Below are 22,496 nucleotides of genomic sequence, written 5' to 3'. Positions count from 1 at the left end.
GAACCTTATTTTATAAGAAAGGCTGTCAAACCTGGCTGCTTTTGAATTTAATGTTTAATAAATGAGATATGCTTAATTGAATCATTACCCTGTATTGTAATATGATACATTCCAGCAGGTAAGTCGTTAACATTTACTCTTTCTGTTGACAGACTGTTTTCTATAGACACTACTGCCTGTCCATGATTATTGTATACTGTAATGTTTACGGTATTTGTAAAACCATGTTCCACAAACAACTCTGTATTAGCAGGGTTAGGATAAACTTTTACCTGGCCATTAACGTCTTCTGCGTTAATGCTGGTAATGCATTCATCTTCATCCTCTATAGGTTCTCTGTCCGTATTACCGCCTGCGCATTCACCACATACATCTATAAAGGCATCTCCCCAAGCGTCTCCGTTACAATCTACCGGTTCGGTTACTGTCAGCGTAATATTGTCACTTCTGGTCTCTCCTCCATTGCTGCTGGTAATGACCACATAGTAAGTACCGGCGTCTTCTTCTGAGGTTTCATCTACAGTATAACTGCTGCTGGTAGCACCATCTATTGGGTTACCATTGTGATACCACCGGTAAGTGAAAGACCCTGGGCCTGTAGCATTTATATTCAACTCAAATAGTTCTCCTAAAGTAGCTTCAAGCTCTGTTGGGATACTTACAATTTCTGGGTTCTCTACCGGACATGAAGAACCTGGTTCGATTCCTGTATCGCCACCGGCACATTCTCCACATTCGTCTATCTCAGCAGTACCTCCAGCTACCCCATTACAATCTACTGCCAAGCTTACATTCACATGTATCTCATCACTAGTGACAGAACCATTGTCATTGGTCACAACTACATAGTAACTGCCTGCATCGGCCACACTAGCAGAAGGAACCGTATAGGTACTTTCTGTAGCGCCTTCAATTGGCTCTCCGTCTTTGAACCACTGGTAAGTGTTCTCTCCAGGACCGCTTACAGAAACTTCCAAAGTAAAGTCTTCACCTTCTTCTACATTGATGTCGCTGGAAACAACTTCTACTGTTGGTGCTGCGCAAGTGAAGCCCGGCTCAATACCTGTATTGCCACCGGCGCAGACATCGCACTCGTCAATTTCCGCTGTTCCGTTTTCATCGCCGTTGCAATCCACTTCAGGTGCTGCGGCAATGCTTACTTGGATTGGGTCACTGGTAGTAGAGCCATTGTCATTGGTCACAACCACATGATAGCTTCCCGCATCGGAACCGCTTGCAGAAGGTACCGTATAGGTGCTTTCTGTAGCGCCTTCAATTGGCTCTCCGTCTTTGAACCACTGGTAAGTGTTCTCTCCAGGACCGCTTACAGAAACTTCTAAAGTAAAGTCTTCACCTTCTTCTACATTGATGTCGCTGGAGACAACTTCTACTGTTGGCTCTGCGCAAGTGAAGCCTGGCTCAATGCCTGTATTGCCACCGGCGCAGACATCGCAGTCATCGATATAGGCTGTTCCCCCTTCGTCGCCGTTACAGTCAATTCCTTGGATAATGGTTACCTCAACAGAGGCGCTTTGCGTGTCACCGTTTTCGTTGCTTACCACCACATGGTAAGTGCCCGCATCAGAAACAGCAGCTTCAGTTACGGTATAGGTAGCACCAGTGGCACCTTCTATGGCTTGGCCGTTTCTGAACCATTGATATGAAAGTTCGCCAGGGCCAGAAGCTGTAACTGTTAGCGTTAACTCTTCCCCTTCTTCAACTTCAATGTCCTCGCTGATAGATTCAATTTCAGGCTCAGCGCAAGTATAACCCGGTTCAATGCCTGTTTCGCCACCAGCACATACATCGCATTCGTCAATTTCGGCGGTTCCATTTTCAGTTCCGTGACAATCAGTACAACTTTCATGATCAGGATCTACTACCACAGTAATGGGAGTTCGCCCACATACCAAATCTGACTCAACTGAAATTTCCCATTCGTAGAAAAAGCCATATCTGCCATCACTTAATACCCACTCCTGGGTACCAGTAAATGACATGATATTTGGAAGTTCATATGGAAAACTAGCTCCTTCTGCTTGATACTGTAAAGTTCCGGAGGTTCCTACAGGGTCTATGGTGTATTCCCCTGGGGTAAGCGATACATTCAAGGGTATTCGCTGCTTGCCTGTCCCTACTGTATGGATAACTTCTTCAATAACATTGGTACCTTCCAAAACCCTAATTGTTACTTCATTGTTTGCTGTTGCAGAATAAACATGTATAGCATTAAGGGTTAATTCCTCATAGACAATAAAGGCAATGTTTTTATCGTCATCAGCAAAGTCAGTACCTGAAAGCCCCCATTGTTCTACACCTGCCGGTCTTTCAATTTCGCCCATTATATACTCTGCCAAATGAGGCTCTGCACCAAGGTCTTCTACATAAAAAACTGTGGTCTCCTCTACTTGTAGCTGATAAGACTCTCCTTCATATAATGCTTCTCCACCTGTTTCTTCTGCAAACCATTCATAAGGCCCGTTGCCGCCAGAAACGCTTATTGTTGCCTCGCCAGCTATACATAATGTATCCCCTGTTGCCTCCAGCAATCCAGAAACCACCTCTACTTCGTCAGTTGCTTCACAATCGATAGTAGAAATAGTAACCCGATACATACCAGGTTCATCAATTTCCAAAGTATTGGAAGATGCACCACTTATTTCCTGTCCGTTAAAGGACCACCCAAATTCAAAATCATCATTAAGTTCTACCCCTGAATCAAGCTCTAGTACATTACCTGGACAGGTTACCAGTTGAGTTCCTAAATCTGGTTGGGGGCAAGGTGTTCTTACTGTTATAACTATTGGGTCGGAAGTAGTAAAAGCTCCACCATCGTCCGTGGCACGAGCGGTAATTGTATGTTCTCCTTCTGGGGCATTTTCCCAAGTAAACGTATAAGGCTCAGAGTCAACTATCCCCAATAAAACATTGCCATTAAAAAAACGGACATTAGCCACTTCTCCATCAGGATCTGATGCTTCTGCTGACAATATGATATCTTCTCCATGAGGAAATGAAGCTTCATTTTCAGGTGCTATCAAACTTACAACAGGAGGTTCGTTATCACCATCAGAGAGGAACACAGTGGCTGTTTCAGCAGTTTGGGTTCCATAAGTTCCATTTACTATTGTTTCTCCCCATGGGGTAAGATCTGTTCCACTCCAGTTGTTACTCAAGTCTAGATATTCCAAAGGACTGCCATTACCAATCCATGACCATGCTAGCCAACCAATACCATGTTGTTCCCCAATGCTTAAAATAAGCTCCTCGTCAATATCACAAATACCACCAGGTTCATCATGTTGGAAACCAAACTCTCCAACAGTAATAGGAATTCCTGCGTTTTTCACAGCTGGAAGCAAAGTTGCTATATCTGAATTTCCAGTGGTACTCCATTCACAGTACATGTGTAACGAAAACATAAGATTGTTTTCAGGGTCAGCCTCAATAACCTCTGGCGCATAGTTTAGCAAAGTAGAGCTTTGATAGTCTTGGCCGTAGCCGGGGGCGTCAATTACCAAAGTAGTGGTAACTCCTGCATCTCTAATAGTTTGGACTGCATCAATATAAGCATCACGCCATAAACTTTGTGGCGGGTCATTATTAGGACTACTCATCCACCAATCCCCCCATTCATTGACAATATTTATGAGTAAATACCTTTCATTTTCAGGTCTGGTCAAAAAATCTGCTTTCGAAGCCCACCATTCAGCTACAGCCTGTAAGTCTTCAGGATCGTTGCTCCCCAGTACATTATGAACTTCTACCATTGGGATCATATTATTTTCAATACACCTCTCTACTGCCAATTGCCAATCTTCATCCCTGGTATTCCAGTTTGACCCCGTTCCATCATTTGGGGTATAGCCATTCCCAATGACGATCCTCAAACAGTTAGCGTTGGTGTTTTCACGAATGTTTTCAATGTTGTCTAAAGTTTGGTTAGTAAACCACGCCAAAGGGACATTGATACCTTTCATAACAAAGGGATTTCCATTAGCATCTAATAGTTCTGCTCCCGAGGTTTGAAACCCTTGGGCATTTGCGTACATAGAGGCAACGCAGCCCAATAACAGCATTAGTAAAGTTCGTTTCATATCGATGTTTAATGTATTAAGAAAAAATTAGCAGAGAAAAAATGGAACAATCTCTGGATTATATTGAATAATACAAGTATAGCGGCAATAAGTAACAGCTTTTGCCATTTTTTAATTTTCAAAGCTGGTTTCAACCTTGTTTTAAGGGTACTAAGTTAAGTTGCGAGGAAATCTTATAGTTTTAAATTTACTGGTCATAAATAGGTGGCACACCAATCAAACACAGATACGCAACTAAAGCTTTGGTTATTTAGTTATTAGTATAAAGGAGAATATTTTTCTTAATGCTACTTGCATTAAATAAAAAAAAGTGATACATTTGCGAATCAAAATTTGAAAATTAAACAGAAAGAAGGATTTATTATGATCGTAATTAAGGTAAAAGAAAATGAGTCTATTGACCGTGCTTTAAAGCGTTATAAAAAGAAATTTCAGCAGACAGGTACTTTAAATGAAGTTCGTTCACGCTCATATTTCGAAAAACCTTCAGTGGCTAGAAGAAACCAAAAGATCAAAGCCATTTATCGTCAGAAAATGCAGAATAACGAAAACATATAAAAAAAGCCCGAACAATCGGGCTTTTTTTTATTCTAATTGGTGGTAATCCAATCTATAATGCGCTTCAAGTACTTCTTTAATATCTCTACCAACTTCTGGAATATCTTTAGATGATATCTGATATCCGGCTTGAGTTTTCCCCCACAAAATATTTTTACACCAATGCTTCCTCTCTTCTGGAAAATCTTCTCTAAAATGCGCACCTCTGGACTCTTTTCTTTCTAAAGCTGATTTTAAAATAAGTTCAGCTACCACCATTATATTATGTAAGTCTAAAGACATTAAGAAGTTCTCAGCATTAAATTCAGTTTGTTGTTCATGGCCCTTTAGATTTTTTTGGATTTTTTCTAGCTTTTCCAGACCTTCTTCAAGTATTTTTTGAGAACGAATTATCCCGGCATGTAACCACAGGAGCTCTTTAACATCTTTGATAAGTTTTTCTGCGGAGAGATAATTAGGGAACTGTGGCAACTGTATGGTAGTGTCATTCCCTTTTTTCTCAATAGTTGCCTGTGTAGTTAAGTATTCAGCAATACTATTGCCAGTTATTTTACCCAATACTATAGTTTCTGCTAATGAATTTCCTCCGAGCCTATTTGCGCCGTGCAAACCTGCTGTAGCCTCACCTACTGCATATAGGCCTTTAACACCTGTACTGCCAGTGGTAAAATCCACCTCTATACCTCCCATAGAATAATGGCTGGTTGGGGCCACTTCCATAGGTTTTTTAGAGATATCTATACCAATCCCTGAAAAGCGTTCGTACATATGTGGCAAACGATCTTTAATAAAGTCCTTATCTTTATGTGAAATATCCAGGAAAACTCCACTGTTTTTTGTGCCACGTCCTTCTAGGATTTCCTTTGCAATGGCTCGTGCTACTTCATCTCTTGTAGCTAGCTCCATTTGCTCTGGAGCGTATTTTTCCATAAAACGCTCTCCTGTTTTATTGACCAATATCCCTCCCTCTCCCCTAACAGCTTCTGTTACTAATTTACCCAGATATGATTGAGGGCTAACCATTCCCGTTGGGTGAAACTGGACCATTTCCATATCCATGACCCTTGCTCCTGCTTGCAGTGCCAAGGAAATACTATCTCCCGTATTTTCACCTTGCCTTGAAGAAGACCTACTGTATACCGATGCATATCCCCCACAAGCGATAACAACAACAGGTGATAAATAATGTACGAATTGTTCATTTACCATATCATACCCTAAAGCCCCGGTTATGCGCTCATTGCTTTTAAGAATTTTAAAAATATAAATACCTTCTTGGTGTTCTATAGCCTCAGCTTTGGCTTTAGCAACCAATGTTCTTAAAATTTCTTTGCCCGTTTCATCTCCTGAAAAACATGTACGTCTAAAAGACTGGGCACCAAAGAAACGTTGGTTTATCTTTCCATCTTCAGTCAAATTAAATTTACAGCCCCATTTTTGCAATTCTAAAACAGCTTCCGGAGCTTGTTTGCACACTACTTCCACAGCAGATGGATCATTGATAAAATAACCTTCTCTAATAGTGTCCGCCGCATGTATTTTCCAGTTGTCATCAGGATCAAGGCTACCCAATGATGCATTAATTCCACCAGCAGCCATTTTGGTGTGGGCATCATCGTGTTTCCGTTTTGAAATCAGCAAACAAGATATATTGTTCTTTTTAAGTTCTATAGCTGTCCTGATACCAGCAGCTCCTGCACCTAGAATTATTACTTTATAATCAAAGTTTGTTACTATATTAGGGTTTTCCATATGTGATGTGTTCTAAATGAAACCTTGGAAGAAAGGACTCCTGAACGCATCATTGCAACTTGTTCGAGTTTTTCATCACCAAGATTTATGAAACCTAACTTTAAGTTTTAACCAAAAGCTTTTTCTCCTTATTCCGGAATAATGTAAACTTTAGCACACTCATTATGTTTGTGGTTTGCTTAGAGCGAGGGCAAATGATTGTTTGCTAAGGTATTTACCTTGACAAACAATTTGAGTCTTTAAATGTTTATCAGAGACAAAATACATGTTATAACATTTAATTTAAACAACAATGGCTACATTAAAACTCGCAATAATCTACTACAGCTCTACAGGAGGAAATTATAAAATGGCTAAAATGGCCGAAGGGGCAGCAAAAGAAGCTGGTGCAGAAGTTAAGGTTTTGAAAATTAAAGAAATTGCCCCCAAAGAAGCTATTGACAAGAATCCTGCCTGGAAGAAAAATGTAGAAGCAACCAAAGATGTTCCAGAAGCAACTTTAGAAGACCTAGAATGGGCTGACAGTATTATTTTCAGCATACCTACCCGATATGGAAACATGCCTTCTCAAGTACAATCATTTATAGATACTACTGGAGGGCTGTGGTTTCAAGGAAAACTTGCAAACAAGGTAGTGAGCGGAATGACGTCTGCCATGAACCCACATGGAGGACAAGAAACTACCTTAAGGTCACTATATAAGATTATGTCACATTGGGGGGCAATACTTGTTCCTACTGGTTATACTGACCAATCTATATTTGAAGCAGGAGGTAATCCATACGGCACTAGCGCCACCATTGACTCAGAAGGAAAAATACAAAATAGTGTGGAAAAAGCGATAAAGCACCAAGCAAGGAGAACTGTAAAAATTGCCAAATGGGTGAAAGCAGGTTTGGCTGAAGGGTAATTTATAATTTATTATCCAATGTTAATTTCTTAGCTTAAGTTATAAAACAAAAAAAGCTGCCAGAAAAAATCCGGCAGCTTTTTTTGTAAGGGCACAACACATGCCTTATGGTTACTGAACCACTATTTTAGCATGTTGTACCTTGCCTTCATATTCAACGACCAACAGGTAAACTCCTGAAGGTAAATCTGAGATGTCAAAACGATCAACTGTGTTGGTACTGTTTACAGACCTGACTACTTGACCTAAACCGTTTAACAAAGTCAAGGTTTTAGTCTCCACAGCTTGATATTCAACAAACAACTCTGTACTTGCAGGGTTAGGATAAACATTTACCTTGGCACCCAACTCTTCGCCATTGATGCTGGTAACACATTCATCCTCATCTAATGTTGGCTCAATGCCTGTGTTTCCTCCTGCGCAAATACCACATACATCATAAAAGGCATCGCCCCAAATATCATCATTACAGTCTACCGGTTGGGTAACTGTTAGCGTAATTTCCTCGCTTTTGGTCTCACCGCCATTGCTGCTTGTAATGACAACATGATATGTACCGGCGTCTTCCTCAGAAGTTTCTTCTACAGAATAAGTACTGTTGGTAGCTCCATTTATTGGTTGGTTATTATGGTACCACTGGTAAGTGAAAGATCCCGGTCCAGAAGCGTTTACGTTCAGCTCAAACGGCTCTCCTAAAGTCGCTTCTAGTGCAGTTGGGATACTTATGATTTCTGGGTTCACCACTGGGCAAGAAGAACCAGGTTCGATACCTGTATCGCCACCGGCACACTCTCCACATTCGTCTATTTCGGCAGTACCGCCAGCTACGCCATTACAGTCTACCGCCAAGCTCACATCCACATGTACTTCATCACTTGTGACAGAACCATTGTCGTTGGTCACAACCACATGATAGCTTCCCGCATCGGATCCGCTTGCAGAAGGTACGGTATAGGTACTTTCTGTAGCGCCTTCAATTGGCTCTCCGTCTTTGAACCACTGGTAAGTATTTTCACCAGGACCGCTTACAGAAACCTCCAAAGTAAAGTCTTCACCTTCTTCTACATTAATATCAGCAGAGATGGCATCTATAACCGGCTCCGCACAAGTGAAGCCTGGCTCAATGCCTGTATTGCCACCGGCGCAGACATCGCACTCGTCATATTCAGCTGTTCCATTTTCATCGCCGTTACAGTCTATTTCAGGTGCTGTGGCAATACTTACTTGGATTGGGTCACTGGTGGTAGCGCCATTGTCATTGGTCACCACTACATAGTAACTGCCTGCATCGGATCCGCTTGCAGAAGGAACTGTAAAGGTACTTTCTGTAGCGCCTTCAATTGGCTCTCCGTCTTTGAACCACTGGTAAGTGTTCTCTCCAGGACCGCTTACAGAAACCTCCAAAGTAAAGTCTTCGCCTTCTTCTACATTGATGTCGCTGGAGATAACTTCTACCGTTGGCTCTGCGCAAGTGAAGCCTGGCTCAATGCCTGTATTGCCACCGGCGCAAACATCGCACTCGTCATATTCCGCTGTTCCGTTTTCATCGCCGTTGCAGTCTACTTCAGGTGCTGAGGCAATACTTACTTGAATTGGGTCACTGGTGGTAGCGCCATTGTCATTGGTCACAACCACATGATAGCTGCCTGCATCGGATCCGCTTGCAGAAGGTACGGTATAGGTACTTTCTATAGCACCTTCAATCGGCTCTCCGTCTTTGAACCACTGATAAGTGTTCTCTCCAGGGCCGCTTACAGAAACTTCCAAAGTAAAGTCTTCACCTTCTTCTACATTGATGTCGCTGGAGACAACTTCTACTGTTGGCTCTGCGCAAGTGAAGCCTGGCTCAATGCCTGTATTGCCACCGGCGCAGACATCGCAATCATCGATATAGGCTGTCCCCCCTTCGTCGCCGTTACAGTCGATTCCTTGGACAATGGTTGCCTCAACAGAAGCACTTTGCGTGTCACCGTTTTCGTTGCTTACCACCACATGGTAAGTGCCAGCATCAGAAACAGCAGCTTCCGTTACGGTATAGGTAGCATCGGTGGCACCTTCAATGGCTTGGCCGTTTCTGAACCATTGGTATGAAAGTTCGCCAGGGCCAGAAGCTGTAACTGTTAGCGTTAGCTCTTCACCTTCTTCAACTTCAATGTCCTCGCTGATAGACTCAATTTCAGGCTCAGCGCAAGTATAACCCGGTTCAATGCCTGTTTCGCCACCGGCACATACATCACATTCGTCAATTTCGGCTGTCCCCCCTTCGTCTCCGTTGCAGTCGATGGCAGGTTCTGCTTGTACCTGCACCTCATACCTTATTTGTTTCGTACCGCATTCAGCAGTATAGCTTACTGTATAAGTACCAGAAACTTCAACAGAAGCGCTTTCTATTGAAACTTGCCTTTCATTGGAAACAAAATCATTAGGCCCTGCCCAGTACCAACCATCTTCTGGCTGTCCAGGATATGGTTCAGGGCCAGGAGTGGATGTAATAAGTAAACGTGGATCTAACAGTAATTCATCGCCTTCAGCAACTATTATTTCCTTGCTCTCGATTTCTTCTTCATTGACAAAAGCAAAAGGGAGTATGTCAGATATATAACAGTAAGATAAAGTAAATATAATACTGGTATCCCGACCACATTCATTGACAAAAGTCACTTCATATTCACCTTCATGCGACTCTGAGAAGTCTTCTATTGTAATTTCACGAGTATCAGCTTCAAAACCGTTAGGGCCAGTCCAACTCCAGATGCCCTCTTGTTCAGTTTCAGGTATCAATCTAACGCTTGCCTCATCAGGAACAGACATACTGTCTACCTCTTGAACTTCTTCCTCATTTTTTTGGATATAAGTTAAAAATTCGGGTTTTGGACATTCTTCTACATTAAAAGTTATTTCCACAGAATCAATACAACTTTCTGTTGTAGCTATCAATATAAAAGAATGCTCTCCTGCTTCAAACCCGTCTTCTTCAAAGTTGAAATTCTCCCCTTCTTCTGTATAAATGATTTCTCCTGATTCATTTTTAAGCTTCCATGCATCTCCCCCGCCATTGGCTAACTCCGCGGAGAAACTAATGACCGCAGGTTCTACCAATACAACTGTAGGAGCTTCATAAGATATTTCAGGTTTAGGGTCAACAGAGATTCCAAGGCTTTCTGAAGTACCAGTACAGCCATTAGCATAAGTCACCTCAACATTGTACTCTCCATCTTCTTTTGCCCACAAAGTCCTTGAAGTACCTATATTGTCACCGTCTTTTCGCCATACATAAGAAGCACCTTCTGTAGCTGTTAACTCGAGCGAATCTCCTTCACATAAAGTCCTACTTCCTTCATAAGAAATTTCCGCATCACAGGTTTCCGGCGGGGTACAATTTTCAAAGGTTTCTACTAAGGCATCATAGGCCGGCTTGGGAAAGTAATTATGGTCAAAGATCAAAGCTTCATCTCTTTCTCCACCTGAAAAGTTTGGAATCCAAGAATGTTTGTCAGTAAAGCCCCATAAGCAAAAAGTTTCAATGGTAGGCCGGTTGTCCAGGGCTACTTGCAAAATATTAGCATAAGTAGCAGCTTGGTCTTGATAATCTTGTTCCGTTACTGGTGTATGAATACCAAGGTCTAATTCTGTAATGGCCACTTTCAATCCTAGTTCCCCGATCCTTTTAATATTCTGGTCCATTTGGGTAATCAGGTCGTAGTGCATTTGGAGACCTTCATTGTAATTACGGTGCGATTGCAGACCAACACCATAAATAGGAGCACCTCTTTCTTTCAGTCCGTTTACTAAGTCATAAACAGCATCAGACTTGCTGTTCATGGTTTCGGCACTATAGTCGTTATAATAAAGTTTACAGTCGGGGTCTGCTTCATGTGCCCACTTAAAAGCTGAGTCAATAATTTCCACTCCACCAATATTGAACCACAGTTCATCCCTTATAGGATTGCCAGGGCCATCACTTATTACCTCATTGGCGACATCCCATTCTTGGATTTTTCCTTTATAGTGGGTAACTACCGTGGTGATGTATTCTTTTAAGTAATCCATCAACTCTTGTTTGGTCCAAGACCTGTCGTTCATCCATCGTGGCATTTGGCTATGCCAAAGTAATGCGTGTCCACGCACCTGCATACCATGTTCTTCTGCAAAATCAACCAGTCTGTCGCCAGGTTCAAAATTATAAGGGCCGTCTTCAGAAGGTTTAATGGTCTCCATCTTCATTTCATTCTCGGCCACTACCATTCCAAATTGTTGGATAATGGTATTTCTGTAATGCGTTTCGTTTCTCAGGGGAGCATCAGCCACAGCAGTTCCTACATACAAACCACAATACTCTCCCAGCTCTTTTAAGGATGTTTCTAACACGGGAGGCTCAATTTCAGGGAGCACTTCTATAGATATGTCATCGATGTGAAAAGTTCCAGTTTCAATGTAATGCAACCGGAACGATGGGTTTGATTCTTGAGCGGTAAATGTCCAAGTGTAGCTGTTCCATTCTGTACTTAATGTGACAGCATGTGTCAGGTAAACTTCATTTTGGTTCACCAGACGTAGTCTTTTTCCATTTTGGTCTGCTTTGGCGTGGATCGTAACTTGGTAATCCCTTCCAACTTCTGCTTCCCAACCGGAATGGATGGACTGGATATCCCAACTTTCTGCTCCAAGCGTATTGGCCTGAACCCTAAGAGCATTCGATCCACTGTAAACATCATCTGTTACTAGATCAAAAGACGCATTGGATGTTCCACCTGCTTGATGGTTCCAATCGGTATCCCCATCTTCAAAATCTCCATTGCTTAAAAGGTTTTGCGCATTTGCTGATAAAAAGCTCATATTTAGAAAAACCAACAGCAACAGCATTCGCCTAAGCGTTAAAAAGTACAGTTTCTTCATAAAAGTTAGGTTTGGTTGATTATAATGTAAAGCATACACTATATACATTTTACATATATTAAGGTAATGGAATATTTTAAAAAAATCTTAAAAAATTTTAATATTATTATATTCTAAAGGGTTGTGTCATTTCTTACAGAAAAACCTGCAACAAACTTTATATTTTATAAATTTGTCAGCGTTATACTTAATAAGAATTAAGCGGAATTGTTTTTCGCCTTTAAATAGACCATAATATGCCTACCATAATAGATCAGGTAAAAGCTTTTTTTGAAAATTGGAAACCAGAGTTGGCCATTCAGGACATTAAGCAGCTTGCTTTAGCGGGAAGTGACAGAATGTACTTTAGGGTCAGCACTGCTCAGCGGCCATATATCGTAACCTACAATACAAATGTTCGTGAAAACACTGCTTTTTTAGAGTTTACCAAACATTTTAGCAGTAAACAAATATCTGTTCCAGAAGTGTATCATGTTAGTGCTGACAAGCAATTTTATGTACAAGCTGATTTGGGAAGCACTTCCCTTCTTGATAAATTGCAGGAAGAGGGATATACAGACCATACCTTTGAGCTTTATCAAAAAACCTTAGCGCAACTGGCCCGCTTACAAATCCAAGGAGGCACCGGATTGAACTACGACTATTGTATTGCTACACGCTCTTTTGATAGACACGCCATTTACTCTGATTTACTTTATTTTAAATACTATTTCTTAAGGGCTCTAAAGCTTCCTTATGATAAAAACCTGCTTTTAAACGACTTTGAAATGCTGAGCTATTTCTTAATGCAGGAAAAAAATAAATTTTTCATGCATAGGGATTGCCAAAGCAGAAATGTAATGGTCAAAGATGATAAGGTGTATTTTATAGATTATCAAGGTGGTATGCAAGGGGCATTACAATATGATGTGGCTTCTATGCTATGGCAAGCCAAAGCTGCTCTACCTTATGAATGGCGTGATGAGTTATTTGACTATTATTTTGACAGGGTAAATGACTTGTTGAATGGTCAGCTTAAGCGTGATGAGTTCCTTGACAACTACCATGGTTTTGTCCTTATCCGAATGTTGCAGACGCTTGGGGCTTATGGATACAGGGGATTATTTGAAAGAAAGCCACATTTTATCAGTAGTATTCCGTATGCTTTAAAAAATTTGAAATGGTTTCTGGAAAACAAAAGTATACCAATACGGCTTCCAGAACTACAAAAAGCGTTGGAGGCCATGACCTCAGATGATATTATAGCTCGGTACGAAAACATTAAAGCTACAGATGAAAGCAAACTTGTAGTTAAAGTCCACAGTTTCTCATATAAAAAGGGGCTCCCAGAAGACCCTAGTGGCAACGGGGGCGGTTTTGTTTTTGATTGTCGGGGTATTTTAAACCCTGGTAGGTTTGCTCCTTATAAAAAACTAACTGGACGCGATAAGGAGGTGAAAGATTTTTTAGTTTATCAAACCGAAATGCCTACCTTTTTACAACATGTCTATAGTTTGGTAGACATAAGTGTGTCCGATTATTTGAAAAGAGGATTTGAAAGCTTGCAGGTGAGTTTTGGATGCACTGGTGGCCAACATAGAAGCGTTTTCGCAGCAGACAGTGTGGCTAAACATCTTGAAGATAAGTTTGGCGTAAAAGTAGAGCTTAAGCATATTGTTCAGGAAGAAAAAAATTGGATAAACTGATACTTCAGTAAAAAACTATTAAATTACTAGTAGAGAACGATATTAACATACTCTGATGAAAGCAATGATTTTTGCTGCTGGTCTAGGGACTCGCTTAAAACCATTTACAAATAACAAACCAAAAGCCTTGGCTGAAGTCAATGGAGTAACTTTACTAGAAAGAAATATAGGTTATTTGAAATCTTTTGGAATCAATGAATTTATAGTAAATGTTCACCATTTTCCAGACCAAATATTAAACCTGCTGAAAGAAAATGAGAACTATGGCTGTAAAATACATATTTCAGATGAAACAGAGCAACTGTTAGAAACTGGAGGAGGGCTAAAGAAGGCTACACCAGTTTTAGATGGTCAGGAACCTTTTGTTGTTATGAATGTAGATATCCTTACAGATTTGGATATAGCAAGCATGCTCGACTACCACCAAAGACATAAGCCCATGGTTACACTTGCAGTAACCAAAAGAACAACCAGCCGTTATTTTTTATTTAATGATAAAAACGAATTGTGTGGCTGGAAAAACACCAAGTCAGGCGAAGAAAAAGTTGTAAAAGATGAACCCGAGCTTGAAGAAAAAGCTTTTAGTGGTATACATATTATAGAGCCAGACTTTTTACATATGATTTCACAAGAAGGTAAATTTTCTATTGTGGAGGTATATTTAGAGCTGTGCAAAAATCAAAAGATTTTAGGTTTTGATCATAGCAATGGTATATTGATAGATGTTGGAAAGCCTGAAGCTGTCAATGAGGCAGAAAAGTTATTCAAGTGACAAAAAAATCAATTATGGAGTTTACACAAGAAGAATTTAAAGAGAAGTTTCAAGAAGGCCAAGACCAGTTACTCGCAGTGATGGCTGAGGACAAAGAGGTAAGCATGAGCAAATTTTATAGTATGGCTTGCTTTCTTGAAAACCTTACTTTTTTCACACCATTTCTTTACTCCCTGCTCAAGGAAAATAAAAGTGATAATCCGGAGGTAAATGAGGAATAAAAGTTTATAGTTGCGAAGTTTCTGTTTTGCTCACTTTTTTCTTGACTTTCTTTACCGGAAGGTGGATTTGAAAAGTAGTTCCAACACCTGGTGTGCTTGAAACCTCAATTTTCCCATCCATTAATTCTACTTGAGTTTTAACCATAAATAACCCCATCCCCTTTCCTTTTACATGAAAAGAAAATCTTTTGTATAATCCAAAGAGTTTGCTTCCATAAGCTTTCAGGTCAATGCCCATGCCATTGTCTTCAAATAAAATATAAAGCGTATTCTGATCAAGGTATCCAGAAGATACTTTAATGCTCGGTTTTCTGTTTTCACTTTTATATTTAATGGCATTGCTCAATAAATTATAAAACACACTTAACAGAAAAGGCTTAACAGTATAGACTTCAGGACATTCAGAGAAATTTACTTCAACATTTGTTTCGGTTGCATAAATTTCCTTTTGGAGCATTTCCTGAGCTTTATCAAATGCTTCCGAAAGCGTAAAGTGCTCATGTATTATATTAGCGGGGTCGCTGACATTAAGGATATTGTTTAGGTCTATTATAATATGATCTAGTTTAAGCGATGTTTCCTTGATTTTTTCAATAACCATCAGGTTTTCCGGGCTGACATTTTGAGGATTAAATATATTCGTCAGTCCTAACAGGGTTGATACTGGCGCGCGTAGGTTATGGGCTGCAACATAATTGAACTGTTCCAATTGAAGCGTTTTCTTTTTGATTTCGTCATAACTTTTTGAAAGCGCCCTAGTCCGGTCTTCTACTTGCTGCTCTAAAGAGGTATTATAGTGGATCAACTCATTGTTCTGTTTTCTGATGATCCTATTTTTTAGTTCTATTTCAATACGTTGCTGCTCAATTTCGCGTGTCCGTTCACTTACTTTAGCCTCAAGTATCATGTTTTGCTGTTTTACAAGTTTTTCGTTTTTCCGCAAATGTTCAAGCATGTCTGCTTCCAACTTATTGTTACTTCTTTTGTACTGCTGAAAACGATCTGCTACCGCGACAGAAGCAAAAATTATACTAACCCCAACCCCAATAGAAAAACCATTATAGGTTAATAGGCTATAAGAAATTAAGCCAGCGGAAAGCAAAACAGAGCAAACAACCCCTGTAAGATATAAAACCCATCCTGCAACAAATATCTTTGTTGGCCTATCCCCTTCTGACGCTATAAAAACACCTAGAATCAGCACGAAAACGGTTAATACAAATGCTGTAACTTTTAACAGTACCCTAGAAACATTATGCATTTCTGCTATGTCAAATACTATAATCATTAACAGGGCTTGCATTATGATCAGTAAGGTAGTTCGGCAAGACTTGTTAATGAACTTTACATTTAAAAACTTGCATACAAAAAATATGGTGGGCAAAGAAAAAAGAGCGATTAAACCCGTTTGGTAAGTATGTATAAAAGTTGAGTTAGGAAAGAAATATTGCTTAGCGTGCCCCTGATAAATACCAACAATTAGCACAGTCCCTAATACATGTAAAAGATAATAGACTGAAAGCCTATTTTTTTCAACAATTAGAGTAGTAGCAAATACCATAACTACTAGTATGGACAAGCCTAGAAATATACCTTGCCATAAATCATAGGTATGATAGCTTTGAAAAAGCCCATGTTTTTCAGAAACTTTTAAAGCTACATGTATAGGATTGGTAGATTTAAGCCTTAAATAATAGGTATCACAGTCTGGAATTAAGGAAAATGAGAAAAGCGGATGGGGTATTTCCCTTGTATAAAAATTAAATAAATTACCTGTAACAACCTCTTTCTCAACAACAGAATCCCCTTCTATTCCATAGAAAGAAAGTTCATCTACATCAGGAAATTGCAAGCTTAAATAATAGTAGTTTTCAAGGGAAATGTTCTTTACATTAATCTTAACCCATAAGCTTGACGATTCTTTTGGTGTAAAATGAATGGAGGAACGATGATTAACCGTAAACTGATTCTGAGTATCTGCCTGAAGAATATCCTCTATTGAAAGCTCCCCTTCTTTATCTTCTAATGAAAGCAAATATTGTCCAATATAACCTGAAGGTACACCTTTCTCTAAGTCTATGGTAGGTGCTCCAAAAGCATGAAAGGAAAAAATAAGTAATAAAAATAGTATAGCTGTAATTTTACTATCTGTTTTCTCTAGTAAGATAATTAGGTATTTTTTTATTTTTTCTAACACAGAAACATCTATTTCAAGACCATACTAACTTACTAAGTTACATGATATATGTTAAAAGCCATACATTTACCCTATATTTTTTTTACACCAGCCGTTTTATTTCTTACTGAAAGGAAAGGGTTAATACTTAAACAAATACCTTTTTGTTAAATGTAATTTAATTTGCCGCTATTTACTAGTTTAGCAAAATCGTTAGTTCAAATGTACAATTTAAGGGAGTTTTAACCTGGATTATGCATTAGATTTTATTATGAGGGGCAAAAGAATCTGATTTGAGGTCACTTTGCCACGCAATAGAAGCTTCTAATGCATATTTTAGGTTTAACTATTTATGACCTAAGTCAATTGGTTGACCCAGCATAACCCTGCCATTTTTAATAGTGACTTTATAAGTTTTGATCTTTTCTTTAGCAGGCCCTTCTTTGACCTCCCCAGTATGCACATCAAATTGGGAGCCATGCCACGGACATTGCACGGTATTACAAACGACAGAACCTCCAGCCAAAGATCCTCCTTTGTGAGAACACCGATCATCATAAGCTACATAGCCTGCCTGTGTTTTGGCCAAAACTATTCTTTTTCCATTTAAATGCAACAGCTTCATTTGATTCATTTCAAGCTCGTCTTCTTTAGCAAGCGGCTTTTCCTTTGCTTCCGGGTCAACAGACTCCTCTTTCCATTTTCCTGCTCCCGCAAACCTATGGTCTACACCAATTTGGTTACGGTAAACCAATGTTCCTCCCATCCAACCACCAACAGTCAACAATCCAAGCGCTACAACTTCAAGCCCTAAGATTATAAAAGGGGTAATACCTCCCAGCTCACCACGAAGTATATATACCAGTACAAAGATTAATATTGCAGAGGTGTTTACCCGTGCATGGTTTGTGCCTCTGGTTTTGGCTGAACTGTCAGGAGGAATCGTATAATAATAATCTATAATACCAGGCACCGCAGCCAGCAAACCACCTATTATACCTGCTATATTTAAATGACTTCCCGTTTGCCAAAAAGTGGAATTCCCGCTAAGCACTGCCAATAAATCAAAAATGAACGCAGTAAACAGTAATCCTAAAGGAAAGACTACCAACATTGGGTGAATAGGGTGTGTTTTAAAATTTGCCTTGCTTCTCATATCATAGTTTTTTCCATATAACCCATATCAGTCAGAAGGGTTTTTGTAATTAAAACATTTTTCTTGAGACTTTAGATTGACTGCAGTTCAGTACCCCAATTTACTTGCAGTCTCTTAAATAATGGGCATCTAATAAACATTATATCATGCCAAGTAAGTAAATTCTAAGATAAATCTTATTTTTTTAGTTAAAATAAAAGGTTATTTAGCTATATTCGCCTTTATTTTATTTGAAACAATTTAACTATGAAAAAACATTTACTTCTTCTTTTACCTTACCTCCTACTTACCGGTTGCAATGCATTTTTGGATTCAATTGCTGCTGACAAAACCTTAAACTTGGTAGGCGTTTATGAAGGGAACCTGTCTGCTGAAGGTGTTATTACTAACAATGACATGATTGAGGTGTTGAAAGTAAAAGATGACGAAATTAAGATTGTACCTTATAACGAAACAGATGCATCATCTTTTAATGCCAAAGTAACACGCACAGAAGATGATGAATACTTTTTAACGATTGAACCACAAGAAATTGATGGCATTCTTATTGAAGGAAGATCACTTAGTTCAAATGATCCAGATACACACGGAAGGTTTGATTTGGAAACAAAAAAACTAAACTACTGGCTAATTCTTACCAATGAAGAGGATGAAGTTTTTGAAGAGGTTTTTACTGGTTGGAAAATTGAAGAATAGGTAATCAATAGCATTAAAAGAGCTTTTTGGCTGCTTCAAGTGCGCCAAAGAGCTCTTGTTCAATTTTAGTATTTCAAAAGCAAAGTTTTTGTTTTTGAAATTCACCCTAACTATTTACCTTGAGGAATATACACCCTGAATTCCGTACCTTTATCTATCCGGCTATCAATCTCTATTTTACCACCAGCAGACCTAACCATTTTAGCAACAATGGCCATCCCTACACCACTTCCCTCTACGTGGGTATATATTCTTGAATAAATCTCAAAAACCTTTTCTTGATCTTCTTTTTTAATCCCCAACCCATTGTCCGAAATTTTTAAAACAATGTAGTCCCCTTCTTTTTCAGATGATATATTAATATTAGGGTTTCTTTGTGGATGTCGATATTTGATCGCATTGGAAAGCAAATTGAATATAATGCTCCTCAAGTTCTTTCCTGAGTAATAAATATCTGGAGCTTTTGAAAAATCTACATTTAGTGTTGCATGAGACTCTTGAATTTGCTTAAGCAAACTTATTTTGACCTCGTCGAAGATCTTCTGAAAGTTACTTTTACCATAGTCGGCCTTCGTTTTAATTTTTGCTTTGGCTGTGCTTGCTAATTCTATTACTGTATTTCGAAGTTTTTGGAGCGAAATGTCTACCATTCCCATAATATCTTCAGTTGCTTTTTTGCTTTCCTCACTTAAATCTTCTTGTAAGGTCTGAATTAAAGCTTCTATATTACTAATTGGAGCTTTTAAGTCATGGGAAGCGGCATACACAAAAGTATCTAGCTCTTCATTAAGCCGTTGTAGTTCATCAAGTTTCTCCAAAAGTATTTGCTGAGACTCTTTCAAATGTTTTTCAAGCAGCTTTTGCTGATTGATATCATAAAGTATTTTAATGATATAAGAATTTTGTTGGTTGTCCTTAACGCTAATCGACTCTCCATGAACAAAAATTTTAGAACCATCTTTGTGAAGGAGGTAATTATTGTCTGATGCATGTCCTTTTAGCAAAGCCTCCTCCAGCTCTATTTCTGGAAGTTTTTTTAATCTGTCTTTTTCCAGAAATGTTTCTTTAAGATGTTTTCCTCTCAAATCATTTGGTGCGTAGCCGAAATTTTTTTGAAAACCCAAGTTAGAATCTAAAATGACTCCCTGTGCATCCATGATCAAAATACATGTAGTCTGAGAGTTTTCGTTTATAAACTTAAAAAATTGGTTGGTATCAATATTCAGGTGGTCTTGATGAAATATAGTGTCGTCCATAAAAGCACTTATTTAAATAACTTAGCGCAACATTTAAATGGTTGCAGGAATAAAATGTTATTCCTTAACTTATTTATAAACTAATTGTTCAATTTTAGCAACACCTATAAAAGGTATTCACTATAAAAGGAACTAGTCTTTTTTTGGATTTCTTTTTCTTTGTAATCCTTTTTTGGGTTCGCGTTTTTCAGGTAAACGCTGTCCAATATATGGGGAAATGCCGCAATTGGTAATATCCCTGAAGTCAAACACGCCAGCAGTAATCTTCCCTTCATCGTCTGTTACGGGTTTTCCAGAAATAAAAATACGCCTGCCATTGACTTCCCCTTTCGGTTTTATTACTACTTCTGTACTTTCAGTAACATACCCTTGTAATGCCCTTGAAAGTGGGAGGTTTTCTTTTGGGTATGGAGTCTCTCCATCTGGATAATAAATCTCATAATCTTCTGTCCAATGTTCCGAGCCCTTGGTTTCTATCCCTTCCCCTAAAATCTCTTTTGCTGCTTCATTCATCAAAATTAAATTTCCGTGATTGTCACTCACAACAATACCTTCCTGTACAGTAGAAATTATGGCTCTCAGGTGCTTTTCTTTGTCTTCAATTGCTTTTTGGAGTTTTCTACGCTGAGTTACGTCCCTAAAAACTACCACTGCAGAAGGTTTTTCAGAGTCATAATTAATCGGGGTACCCGTAATGCTTATCTTTTTTCCTTCAGGAAAATCTGGATTTTTTATAAGCAATTCTACTTCATGTGTTGTTTCGCCTTTCAAGGCTCTGTTTAAAGGAAGCAGTTTAGAAGGGAACAACTTTCTTCCATCTGGATAATACACTTTATAATGCTCTGACCATTGCTCTGGTGGAATATTATCCGCCGTAGCTCCTAGTATTTCTTTAGCTTTACTGTTATAAACAGAAAACCGGCCATCGTGCTCGGCCACTACAATGCCTTCTCCAATATTTTCAATAATGGCTTTTAATCTTTGCTCCTTCTGAGAAAGTTCGGCTTCATATTCTTTATTTTTTGAAATATCCGTAGAAATTCCACATACCGCATATATTTGACCTGTATGGTCGGTTAATGGAAATTTATTGTTTAAGAATGTGTAAGTATAATCCCCAACATTTACTTCCTCTTCAGAGGTGACAGATCTCCCGGTTTCAATCACTTCTTCATCTTCCTGTAAACCTATTGCTGCCATTTCTTTTGGAAATACTTCCGTAATATGCTTTCCTATTATATTATCTTTTTTAACATCATAAAGCATTTCATACTGGCGGTTTACAGTCATATACCTGCCTTTCAAGTCTCTTATAAAGATAACTGCTCCGCTATTGTTCATGATAGAATGCAGTCTTAGCGCATCTTTTTTGATTTGCTGCATGGCTTTTTTTCTAACATTTCTTAGGCGGTATTGGATAAGCGATTTTCTGCCTAACAAAAAAATAGCAATAGAGTAAGACAAAACTGCAAATACGGCTGTACCCATCTCATTGGTAAGAATCCCATGATTAACAGACCAAACTACAAACCATCCAAACAGTAAAGGTAGGATGAAAGCTAAAATGCGAAGTACAAATACTTCAAAAGGGTTTTCCCCTATAAGTAATGCCATAGATCCTTTATGTGGCCGTAAAAACAATACGGAAAAAGAAAGGGCAAGAAAGCTAATGGCACCAGGAAATGACATTGGAATATAGGCTGCAAGACCTATTAAAAAGTCTACACCATACACATAACCGTAAAGGTTTAACAGTGACATCAAAGAAACTGCTATACAAAATATTTCAGAAATAGTTCTTTCCCTTTGACCACGTGTACTGTCAATAAGAACAATAGCCAAACCAGACAAAATAAAATTCAATGCCGTATTGGGTGCCATTTGGACAAGCCCATTTTCGGAAGCGTCTATTAAACGGTTGCCCATGATGAACCGACTAAACACCAATTCATAGTCGAGAACAATAGAGCCCAATTTAGTTAGCCCAACAAGGGCAATCACGCCTCCCATTAATTGAGAAATGTTCCTATATTTAATAGGGTATCGTTTGTTTCTAACTAACCACAATGCTACCCCAGACAGTATGAATAACAAGGCTGTAACAGGATCAGTAAGTGGTGAGTCTGATATGCCTCTAATCAGGCGGTCGCTGTTGCTGATCCAGCCCAAAAACACCAATGTCCCAATAGCAATGACTAAAAGGCATAGGCTTTTACCTATTATTCTAATATTATTAGCAGCTACAACTTTATGTCTATCTGACATGAAAACCCCTTCTTTTTTATAGTGAATAACTATTAAAAAGACTATAGGTTACTCAT

At 39.0% G+C, this 22,496-nt stretch carries 13 protein-coding genes; 6 read left to right on the top strand and 7 right to left on the bottom strand.

From position 1 onward, the window contains the following. Positions 1 to 47: 47 nt before the first annotated feature. Complete coding sequence (locus RCC89_12495; protein ID WMJ73976.1) at positions 48 to 4,097, bottom strand: immunoglobulin domain-containing protein; 4,050 nt, start codon at positions 4,095 to 4,097, stop codon at positions 48 to 50. Between the two features lie 363 nt (positions 4,098 to 4,460). On the opposite strand from RCC89_12495, the gene rpsU reads away from it, so the two are divergent. Beyond that, entirely contained in the window at positions 4,461 to 4,655 is a 195-nt protein-coding gene (rpsU, locus tag RCC89_12490) for a 30S ribosomal protein S21 (protein WMJ75657.1), read from the top strand. A gap of 27 nt (positions 4,656 to 4,682) precedes the next feature. Here rpsU and RCC89_12485 read toward each other — a convergent pair whose 3' ends face one another. Further along, a complete protein-coding gene (locus RCC89_12485) occupies positions 4,683 to 6,407 on the bottom strand; it encodes an FAD-binding protein (GenBank protein ID WMJ73975.1) in 1,725 nt (574 codons plus the stop codon). Between the two features lie 292 nt (positions 6,408 to 6,699). Between RCC89_12485 and wrbA the strand changes: the two genes are divergently transcribed. Next, positions 6,700 to 7,317, top strand: a complete 618-nt coding sequence (gene wrbA / locus RCC89_12480; GenBank protein WMJ73974.1) for an NAD(P)H:quinone oxidoreductase — start codon at positions 6,700 to 6,702, stop codon at positions 7,315 to 7,317. Positions 7,318 to 7,428: 111 nt separating this feature from the next. Here wrbA and RCC89_12475 read toward each other — a convergent pair whose 3' ends face one another. Continuing rightward, positions 7,429 to 12,213, bottom strand: coding sequence for an endo-1,4-beta-xylanase (locus RCC89_12475; protein ID WMJ73973.1), 4,785 nt, complete (start codon positions 12,211 to 12,213; stop codon positions 7,429 to 7,431). 236 nt (positions 12,214 to 12,449) lie between these two features. Between RCC89_12475 and RCC89_12470 the strand changes: the two genes are divergently transcribed. Genes RCC89_12470 through RCC89_12460 form a run of 3 tightly spaced genes read left to right on the top strand, consistent with a single transcriptional unit; the run spans position 12,450 to position 14,891 of the window. Next, entirely contained in the window at positions 12,450 to 13,898 is a 1,449-nt protein-coding gene (locus RCC89_12470; protein WMJ73972.1) for an RNase adapter RapZ, read from the top strand. 55 nt (positions 13,899 to 13,953) lie between these two features. Further along, positions 13,954 to 14,670, top strand: coding sequence for a nucleotidyltransferase family protein (locus RCC89_12465; GenBank protein WMJ73971.1), 717 nt, complete (start codon positions 13,954 to 13,956; stop codon positions 14,668 to 14,670). A gap of 14 nt (positions 14,671 to 14,684) precedes the next feature. Continuing rightward, the gene (locus RCC89_12460; GenBank protein ID WMJ73970.1) at positions 14,685 to 14,891 is read left to right on the top strand and encodes a hypothetical protein; all 207 of its coding nucleotides are present in this window, start codon (positions 14,685 to 14,687) and stop codon (positions 14,889 to 14,891) included. 4 nt (positions 14,892 to 14,895) lie between these two features. On the opposite strand, the gene RCC89_12455 is transcribed toward RCC89_12460, so the two are convergent. Next, positions 14,896 to 17,088: a sensor histidine kinase gene (locus tag RCC89_12455; protein ID WMJ73969.1), complete on the bottom strand. Its 2,193-nt coding sequence runs from the start codon at positions 17,086 to 17,088 to the stop codon at positions 14,896 to 14,898. Between the two features lie 325 nt (positions 17,089 to 17,413). Next, positions 17,414 to 18,223, bottom strand: a complete 810-nt coding sequence (locus RCC89_12450) for a DUF2231 domain-containing protein (protein ID WMJ73968.1) — start codon at positions 18,221 to 18,223, stop codon at positions 17,414 to 17,416. A 246-nt stretch (positions 18,224 to 18,469) separates the two neighbouring features. On the opposite strand from RCC89_12450, the gene RCC89_12445 reads away from it, so the two are divergent. After that, entirely contained in the window at positions 18,470 to 18,919 is a 450-nt protein-coding gene (locus tag RCC89_12445; GenBank protein WMJ73967.1) for a hypothetical protein, read from the top strand. Between the two features lie 110 nt (positions 18,920 to 19,029). Here RCC89_12445 and RCC89_12440 read toward each other — a convergent pair whose 3' ends face one another. Together RCC89_12440 and RCC89_12435 are read right to left on the bottom strand one after the other, a co-directional pair. Further along, positions 19,030 to 20,175, bottom strand: a complete 1,146-nt coding sequence (locus tag RCC89_12440) for a PAS domain-containing sensor histidine kinase (GenBank protein WMJ73966.1) — start codon at positions 20,173 to 20,175, stop codon at positions 19,030 to 19,032. Between the two features lie 132 nt (positions 20,176 to 20,307). After that, on the bottom strand, positions 20,308 to 22,440 hold the full coding sequence (locus RCC89_12435; protein ID WMJ73965.1) for a PAS domain S-box protein: 2,133 nt from the start codon (positions 22,438 to 22,440) through the stop codon (positions 20,308 to 20,310). Positions 22,441 to 22,496 lie beyond the last annotated feature (56 nt).

The organism is Cytophagaceae bacterium ABcell3 (assembly GCA_030913385.1).
In the GTDB taxonomy this organism is placed as follows: Bacteria; Bacteroidota; Bacteroidia; order Cytophagales; family Cytophagaceae; genus ABcell3.
Note: the sequence above shows the minus strand (reverse complement) of the source record. Positions and strands in the feature narration are given on the sequence as shown.

Excerpts from the sequence above, each read along its gene's own strand:
- RCC89_12450 (WMJ73968.1), bottom strand. The coding sequence starts at position 18,223 with ATGAGAAGCAAGGCAAATTTTAAAACACACCCTATTCACCCAATGTTG.
- RCC89_12460 (WMJ73970.1), top strand. The coding sequence starts at position 14,685 with ATGGAGTTTACACAAGAAGAATTTAAAGAGAAGTTTCAAGAAGGCCAA.
- rpsU (WMJ75657.1), top strand. The coding sequence starts at position 4,461 with ATGATCGTAATTAAGGTAAAAGAAAATGAGTCTATTGACCGTGCTTTA.
- wrbA (WMJ73974.1), top strand. The coding sequence starts at position 6,700 with ATGGCTACATTAAAACTCGCAATAATCTACTACAGCTCTACAGGAGGA.
- RCC89_12465 (WMJ73971.1), top strand. The coding sequence starts at position 13,954 with ATGAAAGCAATGATTTTTGCTGCTGGTCTAGGGACTCGCTTAAAACCA.
- RCC89_12470 (WMJ73972.1), top strand. The coding sequence starts at position 12,450 with ATGCCTACCATAATAGATCAGGTAAAAGCTTTTTTTGAAAATTGGAAA.
- RCC89_12445 (WMJ73967.1), top strand. The coding sequence starts at position 18,470 with ATGAAAAAACATTTACTTCTTCTTTTACCTTACCTCCTACTTACCGGT.
- RCC89_12440 (WMJ73966.1), bottom strand. The coding sequence starts at position 20,175 with ATGGACGACACTATATTTCATCAAGACCACCTGAATATTGATACCAAC.
- RCC89_12495 (WMJ73976.1), bottom strand. The coding sequence starts at position 4,097 with ATGAAACGAACTTTACTAATGCTGTTATTGGGCTGCGTTGCCTCTATG.
- RCC89_12485 (WMJ73975.1), bottom strand. The coding sequence starts at position 6,407 with ATGGAAAACCCTAATATAGTAACAAACTTTGATTATAAAGTAATAATT.
- RCC89_12475 (WMJ73973.1), bottom strand. The coding sequence starts at position 12,213 with ATGAAGAAACTGTACTTTTTAACGCTTAGGCGAATGCTGTTGCTGTTG.
- RCC89_12435 (WMJ73965.1), bottom strand. The coding sequence starts at position 22,440 with ATGTCAGATAGACATAAAGTTGTAGCTGCTAATAATATTAGAATAATA.